The following is a 14216-nucleotide window of genomic DNA, read 5'->3' on the forward strand; positions in this document are numbered from 1 at the left end:
ATTTTTTGAAAATATTATTCACTAACACATATTTAAACTATTTTACCATGAAATAATAATGAGTTAGCTAACCGTTTTGTAAGCAAATATTCAGTGATTATATCAAAAAAAATAATCTCGCTATATAAACAAAGTCTATATGAAATTGAATTAGCTATTTTTACCTAATGTTATCTTTAATAAATGGTGAAGAATAATAAATATTATTAATAAAGCCGTATTTATCATCGGGTATTTTATTCTATTTTTCGAGGTGGAAAATGAGTTTGATGCAGAGAAAAAACTAAAAACACTTGATCATTTGCCCGTTTTCGAACGATAATTGCTCTCCTCACAATACGCCCTATTCTTATTTTTAAGCCAAACGATTGCGCCATTGTTTTGATTGAGATTTTTCCTCTCGGTCAATAAGGTTTTTAGAAATACGTAATCGTTTACGTCAGCGGGAGTGTGATGAGCCAGTAAGATGGGCATATAAACTTATTGGCTTTTAGCGTGTTCGTTTACCATTAACAGCAGAGGTACACCATGTCAGGCCAACAGGCTTCATCCAACTGCAAATTGGATTCATTTTTTAAGATCACCGCTCGCGGCTCTTCCGTTCGCCGTGAAATCATTGCAGGGCTAACCACATTCTTAGCGATGGTTTATTCTGTTATTGTGGTGCCTGGTATGTTGGGGCAGGCTGGTTTCCCGCCTACTGCAGTGTTCATTGCTACCTGTTTAGTGGCGGGTTTCGGTTCATTATTAATGGGGCTATGGGCGAATTTGCCGATGGCAATAGGTTGTGCCATTTCACTTACCGCATTTACCGCTTTCAGCTTAGTTTTAGGCCAGCAAATTAGTATCCCTGTTGCGTTAGGCGCCGTATTTCTAATGGGGTGCTTGTTTACCATTATTTCTGTAACAGGCATTCGTAGTTGGATTTTACGTAATATGCCAATGGGCATTGCACATGGTACAGGGATTGGTATCGGCCTGTTTTTATTATTGATTGCTGCAAATGGCGTGGGTTTAGTGATTAAAAACCCAAATGCTGGCCTACCTGTGGCTTTAGGTGAATTTACCTCTTTCCCTGTTTTAATGTCATTAGCGGGTCTTGCAGTTATTTTCGGCTTAGAAAAGCGCCGTGTACCAGGTGGCGTGTTATTAGTCATTATTGCGATCTCAATTATTGGTTTAATTTTTGATCCTGCAGTGAAATACCAAGGTTTCTTTAAATTACCGTCATTAGGTGACGATGGTCTTTCTCTTGTTTTTAATATGGATATCATGGGTGCGTTGCAACCAATGGTACTGCCAAGTTTATTGGCGCTAGTCATGACTGCCGTATTTGATGCGACGGGTACAATCCGTGCCGTTGCAGGGCAAGCGAACTTATTAGATAAAGACGGGCAAATTATTGATGGTGGAAAAGCATTAACCGCTGACTCCGTAAGTAGCATTTTTGCGGGGGCGATAGGTGCTTCACCAGCGGCGGTTTACATTGAATCAGCCGCGGGAACAGCTGCTGGTGGGCGTACGGGGTTAACTGCTGTTGTTGTTGGAGTGCTATTCCTACTGATCCTCTTTTTATCGCCATTGTCATACTTAGTGCCGGCTTATGCGACAGCACCAGCACTGATGTACGTTGGTTTGTTAATGTTAAGTAACGTTTCAAAATTAGACTTTGATGACTTTGTTGATTCGATGTCTGGCCTGCTGTGTGCGGTGTTTATCGTCCTGACATGCAATATCGTAACGGGCATTATGCTTGGCTTTGCAGCATTAGTGATCGGTCGCATTTGTGCGGGTGAATGGCGTAAGTTGAATATTGGTACTGTTGTGATTGCTGTGCTTTTGGTGGCGTTTTATGCTGCTGATTTGGCCATTTAAAGGTAATTAAATCAAAAAGGCGGGGGTTGTTACCGCCTTGTAACGCATTATTTCGATTAATCGCAAAGTATAAATTTTTTTCCCATAGGACGGTAGCTAGGGATAGAATAGATATAAGGCGGTGAATCAAGTGGAAGTCCCATTTTTCCACTCGTGACCGCTTGATTGTCATAATCGAGGTCTGGACGGTGCTATCTCTTACTATGCGGCGGCAGGCAATTTTGAGTTCTGGTCGTCTAGTTAATCAGTAAGGGCAACATGGAAATTTTCTTTACTATTCTTATTTTGATTTTAGCTGTCTCTGTGTCAGGGGTTGCTGCTAAAATTCTTCCTATTCGTATTCCACTTCCCCTCATTCAAATAGCCATTGGTGCACTATTAGCTTGGCCACAATTTGGCTTGCATGTCACGTTTGACCCCGAATTGTTTATGGTTTTATTGATTCCGCCTTTACTGTTTGTTGATGGCTGGAAAACACCAACCCGTGAATTTTTCCAAAATGGCCGGGAAATTTTTATTCTCGTGTTGGTTTTGGTATTGGTTACAGTTATAGGTATTGGTTACTTAATTTACTGGTTAATGCCTGGTATTCCACTCATCGCCGCATTTGCCCTAGCTGCGGTACTTTCACCAACGGATGCGGTTGCGCTGTCTTCCATTGTGGGGAAAGGGCGTATTCCTAAACGTATGATGAGTGTCCTAGAAGGTGAGGCATTAATGAATGATGCTTCAGGTCTGGTGGCATTAAAATTCGCAGTTGCCATTGCGATGGGGACAATGGTATTTAGCACATCTGGCGTGACGATTGAATTCTTTAAAGTTGCTGTGGGTGGCTTACTTGCAGGGATTATTGTGACATGGTTGTACAGTAAATCTTTGCGTTTAATGAGCCGCTGGAGTGGTGATGACCCTGCAACACAGATTGTTTTCATGCTATTGCTGCCATTTGCTTCATACATGATTGCAGAACATATTGGGTTTTCTGGCATTTTAGCCGCTGTTGCCGCAGGGATGACTATCACCAAATCTGGCGTGATCCGTAATGCGCCACTCGCAATGCGTTTACGTGCGGATAGTGTTTGGTCGATGTTGGAATTTGTATTTAACGGCCTAGTTTTCATCATGTTAGGGCTACAGTTGCCTGGGATATGGGAAACTTCCGTCATTCAAGCAGATCTCGACCCAAGTGTTGAGACATGGATGTTGTTTGCAGCCGTTGCCATTATTTACTTTGCCTTGTTATTGCTGCGTTTTTGTTGGCTGTGGCTGATGAAAAGGTTTAGCCGTTTGTTCCTAAAGAAAAAACCACTGCAATTTGCTAATTATACCGTGCGTGAGCTGTGGCTGGCTTCTTTTGCGGGGGTGCGTGGGGCGATTACCTTAGCGGGTGTGCTCTCTATTCCGTTGTTTTTAACCGACGGTTCTCCTTTCCCTGCTCGTTACCAACTGGTGTTTATCGCCGCTGGGGTGATTTTGTTCTCCATTTTTGCAGGGGTGATCGCATTACCGTTATTGCTGCGCAATTTCAAAGTGGGTGACAAAGAAGCGGATGCCAACGAAATACGTATGGCGAAGGCTAAAATGGCAGAAGTAGCGATCGTTAGCTTGAATAAAATGGAAGAGCGTTTATCTGCGGACGTGGACGAAAAACTTGATTCAGAAGATATCAGTGAGGTTGCTTCTCGCGTGACAGGTTATCTCAGACGTCGTACGGCAGGGCAAGATGAAATTGAACATAACTTGCAAATTGAAGACCTTGAGCGCCGTTTCCGTTTGACCGCGTTGCGTGCAGAGCGTGGTGAGCTTTATCACTTGCGTGCTACGAAAAAAATCAGCAATGAGACACTACAATCTTTGTTGGTCGATTTAGATTTATTAGAAGCGGTACTGATCGAAAAAGAGCATTAAAACGAAAAACCGAGTATTCTACTCAGCATTCTTTAGTTTGAGACAGAATACAGCATTATGTGGTTACTTGTTATCACGACGCTGCTTTGGGCAGCGTCTTTTAGTTTGATTGGTGAATATTTAGCAGGCCAAGTCGACAGCTGGTTCTCAGTTTTGGTGCGTGTTGGCCTTGCTTCATTAGTATTCCTGCCTTTTCTTCGCTGGCGTCAATTTGGCGCTAAAGTGATTTCACTTTACATGTTAGTGGGTGCTTGCCAGCTTGGGATCATGTACCTGTTTGTTTTCCATGCCTATCAATATCTTACTGTTGCTGAGTTTTTACTGTTTACGGTATTAACGCCACTGTATGTCACATTAATTTATGACTTATTAGAACGGCAGCCACTGCGTAAAGGGTACTTGTTTAGTTCTTTGCTGGCGGTGATTGGTGCGGCAATTATTCGCTATGATCATTTGAGCGAATCATTCTGGTTGGGGTTATTGTTTGTGCAGTTAGCCAATATCTTTTTTGCTATCGGGCAAGTGGGGTATAAGCGTTTGATGGAGGTACATCCCATTCCTCAACATCAGGCTTTCTCGTGGTTCTATTTGGGGGCGACGTTAGTGGCACTGATTGGTTGGTTGCTCTTTGGTAATAAATCCATGATGCCAACCACAAACCTCCAATGGGGAGTACTGCTGTGGCTTGGTATTGCTGCATCAGGTATTGGTTATTTTATGTGGAACTATGGGGCAACAAAAGTTGATGCTGGAACCCTTGCTATTATGAATAACATGATGGTTCCAGCTGGCCTATTAGTGAATTTTGCCATTTGGCAGCAACATCCTAATTGGTTGAGTTTTACCATTGGATCGAGCCTAATAATTGCGTCTCTTTGGGTGCATAAACGTTGGATACTTTCGCGGGCTTCACATACGAAAGGCTCTCCACAGCGTGATCCGTCGCGTTCTCAGTAAATGCCTCGATAGCTGGCTGGCGCTGTTCTCCTTCACGGCACGCAGCGTACAGCCGGCTCCATAAGCCACTCCCCAATGTTTTAGTCTTAATCAACCCTTGTTTCTCGAAGGAATCTACGGCCCAATGGGGTAATGCGGCAATTCCCATTTTAGCTGCTACCATTTGAATTAAAATCAATGTGTTATCTACATTTTTTACATTTGGTGAAACGCCCGCAGGTTGCAGGAAGTGGCGCCAAACATCAAAACGTTCTCGTTGTACTGGGTAGAGCAGTAACGTTTCATTCGCCAAATCATGTGGTTCAATGTGTGGCTTCTTTGCAAGTGGATGGTCACAGGCGACGATCAATTTCACTTCATAATCGAACATTGGCGTGTAATGAATACCTTGGTCAGGCAGGATATCTGACGTCATCACAAGGTCGAGCTCTCTTGAAAGCAACTCAGGCTGTGGGTCGAATGTCACCCCCGATTTAAAATCCACACTCACTTGCGGCCAGGTCTGCCTAAACTGTTGCAATGCAGGTGTTAGCCATTGAATGCAACTGTGGCATTCGATAGCAATACGTAGCGCACAGACACCAGGTTCATTACAGACGCGAATGGCATCTTTGACCAAGGGTAGTACTTGTTGTGCCAGCTGCAATAAAACTTCCCCTTGTGGCGTAAATTGTAATGGCTGGCTTTTTCGTACAAATAAGCGAAAGCCTAACCGATGCTCTAAATCACTAAACTGGTGTGACAGAGCTGATTGTGTCTGGTGCAAGTGTGTTGCTGTAGCCGCTAATGAGCCGTACTGGCTGAGCGCTTGCAATGTTTTTAAATGTTTTAGTTCGATCATGAGAAACCTTCACGGTGACAATGAAATATTTGCGCTTGTGCTTTATACAGTACCTGTTGATTATGGATGTGTAAACATCTAGACGGCTAAATATTTTAAGGGGTCAATATGTCTGTTATAAATCATACACTTGGTTTTCCACGCGTCGGTCTGAAAAGAGAGCTAAAACGAGCACAAGAAGATTATTGGGCAGGCAAAATTAACCAATCGGCGCTTTTAGCGGTGGGGCATGAGTTGCGCGTTCGCCATTGGGAGCAGCAAAAAAATGCAGGTGTTGAATTATTACCCGTTGGTGATTTTGCTTGGTATGACCAAATTCTGACAACCAGTTTACTATTAGGTAACGTGCCGCCACGCCATCAAAATGAAGATGGTTCTATTGATTTAGATACCTTATTTAGAGTCGCTCGTGGCCGTGCACCAACAGGGACTCCAGCGCCAGCAGGTGAAATGACCAAATGGTTTAACACAAACTACCATTACATCGTGCCTGAGTTTCAAAAAGGGCAAAAATTTGCGTTATCTTGGAATCAATTGTTTGATGAAGTTGATGAAGCACTTGCGCTAGGCCACAAAGTTAAACCTGTGATTGTGGGGCCAATTACCTACCTGTGGTTAGGGAAAGTTAAAGGCGAATCATTTGATCGTTTATCGTTGCTGAATGAATTACTGCCAGTTTACCAACAAATATTGGCGCGCTTAGCTGAAAAAGGCATTGAATGGGTGCAAATTGACGAACCCGCACTGGTACTGGATTTACCTATTGAATGGCAACAAGCATACAAAGAGGCCTATCAAGCGTTATCAGGCCACATAAAATTATTGTTGACCACGTATTTTGATGGCGTTAGCCATCACTTAGATATCATCAAACAGTTAGCTGTCCAGGGGGTACATGTCGATGTTGTGGCGGGTTCAGATGATATTGAAGTACTGCACCAAGCGCTGCCTGCTGACTGGGTTTTATCACTAGGTGTGATTAATGGCCGTAATGTTTGGAAAGCCGATTTAGGTGAAAAATTTACCCAAGTAAAACCACTGCTAGGTCAACGTTCAGTGTGGGTAGGAACCTCCTGTTCACTGCTGCACAGCCCCATTGATTTGAATGATGAAACGCGTTTAGATGTGGAAGTGAAAAGCTGGTTCGCGTTTGCATTACAAAAATGTGAAGAGCTTGCCTTGCTGAGTAAAGCACTCAATCAACCCACTGATGCAAACATTGCAACGTTAGAAACATACAGTGCGCCGATTCGAGTTCGTAAAACCTCAACTCGAGTGAATAATGCCACCGTCGCACAACGTTTAGCGGCAATTCGTGAGGGGGATGCAGAGCGTACCAGCCCATATTCACAACGTGCACAGCTTCAGCGTAAACGCTTTAACTTGCCATTATGGCCAACTACCACGATTGGTTCTTTTCCTCAAACCAGTGAAATCAGAACGCTACGGTTAGATTTCAAAAAAGGTCATGTAGATAAAACCTATTACCGTACAAATATTAGCGAGCACATCAAACAGGCGATTAAAGAGCAAGAAATTTTGGATATCGATGTGTTGGTACACGGTGAAGCTGAACGTAATGACATGGTTGAGTACTTTGGTGAACACTTTGATGGCTATGTATTTACGCAAAATGGTTGGGTACAAAGCTATGGTTCGCGTTGTGTGAAGCCACCAGTGATTATTGGGGATATTAGCCGCCCTGAGGCAATTACCGTTGAGTGGGCGAAATATGCGCAATCGCTAACGAAAAAACCTGTCAAAGGCATGTTAACAGGTCCAGTCACTATCCTGTGTTGGTCATTCCCGCGTGAAGATGTTAGCCGTGAAACCATCGCAAAACAAATCGCACTGGCACTACGCGATGAAGTGGATGACTTACAGAAAGCGGGTATTGGTATTATTCAAATTGATGAGCCTGCGTTGCGTGAAGGCTTACCACTGCGTAGAAATGAGTGGGCAGCATACTTAAAATGGGCAGTCGATGCCTTTAAACTCAGCGCTGCCATCGCTGAGGATGACACACAAATTCATACCCATATGTGTTATTGCGAGTTCAATGACATCATGGATTCGATAGCGGCGCTAGATGCAGATGTGATTACTATCGAAACTTCGCGTTCAGATATGGATCTGTTGGATGCATTTGAACATTTCGATTATCCAAATGAAATTGGGCCAGGTGTCTATGATATTCACTCACCGAATGTACCAAATGTGGCGTGGATTGTTGAATTGCTCAGAAAAGCGGAAAAACGTGTCCCTGTTGAGCGTTTGTGGGTCAACCCAGACTGCGGACTGAAAACCCGCGGCTGGACGGAAACCCGTCAAGCGTTAGCCAACATGGTTGAAGCCGCGAAATTGCTAAGAAATGAGCACTCATCTTAAAGCGTAATAAAAGGCAGGGAAACCTGCCTTTTTGCGTATACAGATTGGTTAACGGGTTAACCAAATAATTTGGATTTCAACAGATTCATACCAATAGAAGCCAAATCGAGGTTTTCAGGAAGCTCACCATTTGGTGTTGCACTATCAACCAGTTGGGGCAGATATTTAGCCACTAAATCTGATGTTGATTGTGTATCTAAGCCCACAGATTGAGCCAACTCTTGAAGATTAACATTGCCAAACACTTGCATTAATTGGCTTCCATCAATCGGTAAATTCGCCCCTTCGCTAATCCACGACGTAATAATGCCACCTAATCCTTGTTCGTTAAATTTATCAACGACACCAGAAAGGCCACCTTGGTTTTCAATCCAATTAATAACGGATTGAAATTGTTGCATTTTATCACCTGCAACCATCCCTAACATTTGATCGAATAGCCCCATTTTTTGACTCCTAGGTAACATGTCACTTGATGCTCTCACTCATAGTATGGAGCATTATTTGAAAAATTGTAGTCGGCTATTTTGATTAATTTATTTTTCAGGTCAATGAAAATGATGCATTTAAGATAACCCGATATAACAAGGTGATGTGATTGAGCTTATGGAGGATGTAAATAAGCACAACCGATGTCACATTTTTTATCACACATTTGTGTGAATGACTCTCATGAGGTGTGAATTTATTTATTTGTTCTATATCAATAGGTTACATCTAAATTGATTGTTTTTTATATTATTGGCAATGTGATGTTGGTCATGTGTTTGTGAATTTTGTTGTGTGAAAATTCACAACAGTCACGAAGATTAACAACATCAGGGGTCATTATGGGAAATTTCGTTAATAATATTGGCGTTATTGGCCTTGGTTCCATGGGGATGGGCATTGCACAATCTCTAATAAAAAAGAATATTCCAACCTATGGATTTGATTTAAACCAAGAAGCTTGTCAAAACTTACTTCGTGTTGGGGCAAAAGCTGTAGGGCAAAATGCCGCTGAATTTGCCCAGGAAATAGAGGCGTTATTGCTCGTGGTTGTTAATGGCCGCCAAGTTGAAGCTATTTTATTTTCTGGGGATAAGCCACTTGTTGAACAACTACACCCAGGGACAATCATTGTCTTACACAGCACTTTAGCTGCTGAGCAAACTAAACAAATTGCAAAACGCCTTGCAAGTTACCAATTATCATTGGTGGACGCACCTATTTCAGGTGGTGCGATTAAAGCGGCTGAAGGCAAACTCACCATAATGGCTTCTGGTGAACCCGTTTTATTTGAAAGGTTATCACCTGTCTTTGATGCCATTTCTGAGCGTCTCTATCGTGTTGGTGATGAGGTTGGCTTAGGGTCAACGGTAAAAACCATCCATCAATTACTCGCGGGTGTACATATCGCTGTAGCAGCAGAAAGTATGGCGCTAGCATCAAAAGCGGGTATCGACCTTGATGTGATGTATGACATTGTCACGCATGCGGCAGGGAATTCTTGGATGTTCGAAAACCGTATGCAGCACGTATTAGACGGGGATTACACACCAAAATCATCCGTTGATATTTTTGTGAAAGATTTAGGCTTAGTGATGGAAACGGGGAAAGCGTTAAACTTCCCGCTTCCTCTCGCCGCGACTGCCCATCAAATGTTTATTTCTGCGAGTAACGAAGGCTTTGGTCTGCAAGATGACAGCGCAGTGATTAAAACATTTAAAGGAATTACTTTACCGGAGAAAAAAGCATGACAGTGAAGTTAGGCGTAATCGCCGATGATTTTACCGGTGCGACCGATATTGCGGGCTTTATGGTACAAAACGGCTGGAAGGTCGTTCAACTATTGAACGAACCTGATGAAAATACCGTTGTACCTCATGATGTTGATGCGATTGTTGTCAGTTTAAAAAGTCGCTCGTGTCCTGTTGATGAAGCAGTGAGTGCTTCAATCAATGCGTGTAACTGGCTAAAACAAAAAGCGCAGTGCCAGCAAATATTCTTTAAATACTGTTCGACGTTTGACTCGACAGAAAAAGGCAACATCGGTCCTGTGACTGATGCATTAATGGCACAATTGGGGACGGATTTAGCCTTAGTTTGCCCTGCATTACCCATCAATGGCAGAACTGTTGTTCATGGCCATTTATTTGTTAATGGTCAGTTGCTTAACGAAAGTGGGATGCAACATCATCCTGTGACACCAATGACGGATGCAAATTTATTGCGCGTTATGGAGAAACAGTCGAAAGGGAAAGCGGGCTTAATTTCACTGGTAGAGGTACAGCAGGGTCACGACACGATAAGTGCACAGCTAGCGGCGTTTGCTGAACAAGGCATGAGTTATGCGGTTGTCGATGCGATCACCATGGATGATTTATTACCCATCGCGAGTGCAGTGAAAACAATGCCATTACTCACTGGCGGCTCTGGTTTAGGCGCTGCACTGGCAAACATTGATAGCCAATGTGTGTGGGGTGGTAACACCACCAGAGGGGAAAAACCGACTGGCTTAGCTCGGAAAACAGTCATTTTGTCAGGTAGTTGCTCTGTTATGACAAACAAGCAAGTACAAGCTTATCAGCAAATTGCGCCTGCAAAAGCGTTGGATGTTGGAGAGTGCTTAAATAACCCAGCGTATGCAAAATCATTGGCAGTTTGGGTTCAAGAGCAGCAATCGACAGGTTTAGCACCATTACTATATGCGACTCAGCCACCTGAATTATTAAAGAAAACACAAGAAAAATATGGCGCTGTAGCGTCGAGCAGTGCAGTAGAAAACGTATTTGGTGAAGTGGTGAAGGAACTTCAATCGCAAGGGTTTAACACGTTTATTATCGCGGGTGGTGAAACGTCGGGCAAAGTCGTTCAAAGCCTTGGTATCGAGCAATTAAGTATTGGTTCACCGATCGCCCCAGGCGTTCCTTGGGTACAAGATTTAGCAAGCGGAAACTGGTTAGCATTGAAATCAGGCAACTTTGGCCAAGAAAATTTCTTCCAGTTCGCACAGGAGATGTTTAATGAGTGATGAAAAGGCGCTGCGTCAAGAGTTAGTCGATTGGGCTAAGTCAATGTTTAACCGTGGATATAGCAGCGGTGGAGCAGGAAATATAAGCGCTAGGCTACCTGATGGCTGCATTATTGTTACACCAACAAATTCCAGTTTTGGGGATTTAGATCCAAATAAACTGAGTAAGCTAGATGCCGATGGAAATTGGATTGATGGTGATAAGCCAACAAAAGAAGTGTCTATGCATATGGCAATGTATCAGCAACGTCCTGATTGCCAAGCTGTTGTTCACTTACACTCTCCGTGGCTTACTGCGCTCTCGTGCTTAGCTGGGTTAGATACCGCAAATTGCTTGCCCCCGATTACGCCTTATTACGTCATGCGTGTGGGGAAACTGCCATTGATTGAGTATTTGCCGCCAGGGGACGACCGAATTGGTGAGGAAATTGCGAAATTAGCACCGACGCATAATGCGGTATTGCTATCTAACCATGGACCTGTGGTGGGTGGAAAAACACTAAGACAAGCATTTTTTAATGCAGAAGAGCTAGAAGATACAGCTCGCTTATATATCACATTGCGCCCACACGGTTTCACGACATTAACGCAAGAGCAAGTCGAGTTGCTCGAGAGTCGTTATCCACAAAAGTAAGGAGGCAAAAAATGGCTAAGTTTGCAGCAAATCTCAGCATGATGTTTAACGAAGTGCCTTTTATGCAACGTTTTGAAAGTGCAGCGAATGCAGGTTTTAAAGGCGTTGAATATCTTTTTCCTTATGAAGAAGATGCCAATTTAATTGCGAATGAACTGAAAAAACACAATTTAACGCAGGCATTGTTCAATATGCCTGCAGGTAACTGGGCTGCGGGCGAGCGTGGCATGGCATCTCTTCCAGGTCGTGAGGCTGAATTTGCCGAAGGTGTACAAACGGCTCTGACATACGCGAAAGCATTGGGTTGTAAACAAGTGCATGCAATGGCGGGGAAAGTGAATGAAAACGTCACATTAGAACAGCAAAAAGCGTGTTTCATCAAAAATATTCAACATGCTGCGGATGTGATGGCGGAGCATGGGATCCGTGTACTGATTGAGCCAATCAATACCCGTGATATGCCTGGGTATTTTTTAACGACTCAAAAGCAAGCTGAAGCATTATTACCTGAAATTAATCGTGAAAACGTATTTATCCAGTTGGATTTATATCACTGCCAAATTATGGAGGGTGATTTATTGAAAACAATCGAACGTTTATGGGGTAAATTTAGTCATATTCAGATAGCGTCAGTCCCTTACCGTCATGAACCCGATAGTGGCGAAGTGAATTACCCTTGGATTTTCAAACAATTGGATGAAATGGGTTATGACGGCTGGTTAGGATGTGAATATCATCCTGCAGGCCGTACCGAAGATGGGTTAGGCTGGCTTAAACAAGCAGATTCATAATTAGGAGAACCTATGCTCCCTTCTGAGCGTCGTGATTTTATTTACCGTTACGTACATGAGCGCCAAACTGTGTCGATCAGTGACTTAGTTGAGCTTATGAATGTCTCTCATATGACCGTACGACGTGATATTCGGATGCTAGAAGAAGAAGGGAAGGTGCTCAGTATCAGTGGTGGCGTTAAGTTAAATGATGTGTTGCGTCAAGAACTACCTTGGAGTGAAAAGGCGCGATTGCATCACCGTCATAAGCGTGAAATTGGCCAGTTTGCCAGTTCGTTAGTTGAGGATGGGCAAGTTGTGTACCTCGATGCGGGGACGACAACATTTGAAATCGCTCGTGTCCTTGGTGAACGCTTTAATTTAACGATTGTCACTAATGATTTTTCTATCATGCAGTATTTGATGGATAAATCGCAGCTCAACCTTTACCACACAGGTGGGCAAGTGGACAAACGCAATCATTCTTGCGTTGGGAATACCGCCGCGATGATGTTGCAAACCTTGAATGTGGATATTGCGTTTATCAGTACCAGCTCATGGGATTTGCAACATGGTGTTTCAACACCTCATGAGGAAAAAGTACAGATAAAACAAACGCTACTAGATGTAAGCCGACGCTGTGTGTTGGTTTCAGATAGTAGCAAATTTGGCAAGTATGGCATGTTCCGTGTTTGCCCTCTAAATCAGTTGCACGACATTGTTTGTGATGATCGATTACCCATCGATGTGGTGCAACGGATAACAGAACAAAACATAAAACTTCATTTAATAAAGACATAAAACATAAATAATCTTACCTAGAACTGCATAGCCAGAAAAAGGCTATAGCAAGGAGAATTACAATGAAAGTTATTATTACTGGTGGCGCAGGCTTTCTGGGCCAGCAGCTAGCCGCTGCTTTGCTTAAAAATAGCCAGGGTTTAAAATTTGACCACCTTGTTTTAGCCGATATTCAGTGCCCTACATCGCCAGTTGAAGATGCGAGAGTGACCTGTGTCGCGTTGGATTTAACCCAGACTGGCGCAGCTAATGAACTGATTGATGCGCAAACGGATGTGGTTTTCCACCTTGCAGCTATTGTGAGCAGCCATGCTGAAAGCGATTTTGACCTAGGCATGAAAGTCAACTTCGAAGCAACGCGCCAATTATTGGAAGCTGCTCGTGAGAAGAACCCTGCAATTAAATTTATGTTCACCAGCTCATTAGCTGTTTTTGGTGGGCAATTACCTGATGTGATCACTGATCTGTGTGTTGTGAACCCACAGTCGTCTTATGGCGCGCAAAAAGCGATGTGTGAGTTAATGGTGAATGACTACTCCCGTAAAGGCTATATAGATGGACGGGTTATGCGTTTGCCAACAATTAGTATTCGCCCTGGAGTACCAAACAAAGCCGCTTCTTCATTTGCCAGTGGCATCATTCGTGAGCCATTAAATGGTATTGAGAGCGTTTGTCCAGTTTCACCTGACTTAGCATTATGGTTATCAAGCCCAGAAACGGTGATTAACAATTTTATTCATGCGGTGAGTATTCCTGCGGAAAAATTTGGCCAGTCACGGACAGTGAATTTGCCAGGCATCACCGTCACGGTTCAGGGAATGATTGACGCATTGCGTGATGTTGCAGGTCAAGAAACGGTTGATCTTATCCGTTTTGAGCCCGATGAAGCCATTAATCGCATTGTGGCGAGTTGGCCAGGCAAATTTGATATTAGCCGTGCATTGGATTTAGGTTTCCGTGCAGATGGCTCGTTTGGTGATGCGATCCGTTCGTTTATCACCCACCACGGCTCGTCTAATTAGGAGATAG

At 43.4% G+C, this 14216-nt stretch carries 12 protein-coding genes; 10 read left to right on the plus strand and 2 right to left on the minus strand.

Features of this window, described 5'->3' with window-relative positions:
* The first annotated feature begins 528 nt into the window (after window positions 1-528).
* The 3 genes from AABS66_RS20020 (at window position 529) to AABS66_RS20030 (ending at window position 4740) form a co-directional block, all read left to right on the plus strand.
* On the plus strand, window positions 529-1875 hold the full coding sequence (locus AABS66_RS20020; protein ID WP_225820737.1) for an NCS2 family permease: 1347 nt from the start codon (window positions 529-531) through the stop codon (window positions 1873-1875).
* 258 nt (window positions 1876-2133) lie between these two features.
* Window positions 2134-3783 (plus strand): Na+/H+ antiporter, encoded by a 1650-nt coding sequence (locus AABS66_RS20025; RefSeq protein ID WP_206086330.1) that lies wholly within the window; start codon window positions 2134-2136, stop codon window positions 3781-3783.
* 57 nt (window positions 3784-3840) lie between these two features.
* Window positions 3841-4740 (plus strand): carboxylate/amino acid/amine transporter, encoded by a 900-nt coding sequence (locus AABS66_RS20030; RefSeq protein ID WP_206086331.1) that lies wholly within the window; start codon window positions 3841-3843, stop codon window positions 4738-4740.
* Here AABS66_RS20030 and metR read toward each other — a convergent pair.
* Window positions 4625-5581, minus strand: a complete 957-nt coding sequence (gene metR / locus AABS66_RS20035; RefSeq protein WP_206086332.1) for an HTH-type transcriptional regulator MetR — start codon at window positions 5579-5581, stop codon at window positions 4625-4627. The genes AABS66_RS20030 and metR overlap by 116 nt on opposite strands.
* 108 nt (window positions 5582-5689) lie before the next feature.
* On the opposite strand from metR, the gene metE reads away from it, so the two are divergent.
* Window positions 5690-7969, plus strand: coding sequence for a 5-methyltetrahydropteroyltriglutamate--homocysteine S-methyltransferase (metE, locus tag AABS66_RS20040; protein WP_430225397.1), 2280 nt, complete (start codon window positions 5690-5692; stop codon window positions 7967-7969).
* A gap of 56 nt (window positions 7970-8025) precedes the next feature.
* On the opposite strand, the gene AABS66_RS20045 is transcribed toward metE, so the two are convergent.
* On the minus strand, window positions 8026-8415 hold the full coding sequence (locus tag AABS66_RS20045) for a YidB family protein (RefSeq protein ID WP_206086334.1): 390 nt from the start codon (window positions 8413-8415) through the stop codon (window positions 8026-8028).
* Between the two features lie 384 nt (window positions 8416-8799).
* On the opposite strand from AABS66_RS20045, the gene ltnD reads away from it, so the two are divergent.
* The 6 genes from ltnD to denD all read left to right on the plus strand — a co-directional run bounded on the left by ltnD (window position 8800) and on the right by denD (window position 14209).
* A complete protein-coding gene (gene ltnD, locus AABS66_RS20050) occupies window positions 8800-9708 on the plus strand; it encodes an L-threonate dehydrogenase (RefSeq protein ID WP_272539568.1) in 909 nt (302 codons plus the stop codon).
* Window positions 9705-10982, plus strand: coding sequence for a 3-oxo-tetronate kinase (gene otnK, locus AABS66_RS20055; protein ID WP_206086336.1), 1278 nt, complete (start codon window positions 9705-9707; stop codon window positions 10980-10982). Before ltnD ends, otnK begins: the two co-directional genes overlap by 4 nt.
* On the plus strand, window positions 10975-11616 hold the full coding sequence (locus tag AABS66_RS20060; RefSeq protein WP_206086337.1) for an aldolase: 642 nt from the start codon (window positions 10975-10977) through the stop codon (window positions 11614-11616). Before otnK ends, AABS66_RS20060 begins: the two co-directional genes overlap by 8 nt.
* Window positions 11617-11627: 11 nt before the next feature.
* Window positions 11628-12407: a 2-oxo-tetronate isomerase gene (gene otnI, locus AABS66_RS20065; protein WP_206086338.1), complete on the plus strand. Its 780-nt coding sequence runs from the start codon at window positions 11628-11630 to the stop codon at window positions 12405-12407.
* A 12-nt stretch (window positions 12408-12419) separates the two neighbouring features.
* Window positions 12420-13187 carry a DeoR/GlpR family DNA-binding transcription regulator gene (locus AABS66_RS20070; RefSeq protein ID WP_206086339.1) on the plus strand — a complete coding sequence of 256 codons (768 nt, stop codon included), beginning with the start codon at window positions 12420-12422 and terminating at the stop codon, window positions 13185-13187.
* A gap of 62 nt (window positions 13188-13249) precedes the next feature.
* The gene (gene denD / locus AABS66_RS20075; RefSeq protein ID WP_206086340.1) at window positions 13250-14209 is read left to right on the plus strand and encodes a D-erythronate dehydrogenase; all 960 of its coding nucleotides are present in this window, start codon (window positions 13250-13252) and stop codon (window positions 14207-14209) included.
* Window positions 14210-14216: the final 7 nt, after the last annotated feature.

This window comes from Providencia sp. SP181, assembly GCF_050446505.1.
Classification (GTDB): Bacteria; Pseudomonadota; Gammaproteobacteria; order Enterobacterales; family Enterobacteriaceae; genus Providencia; species Providencia vermicola.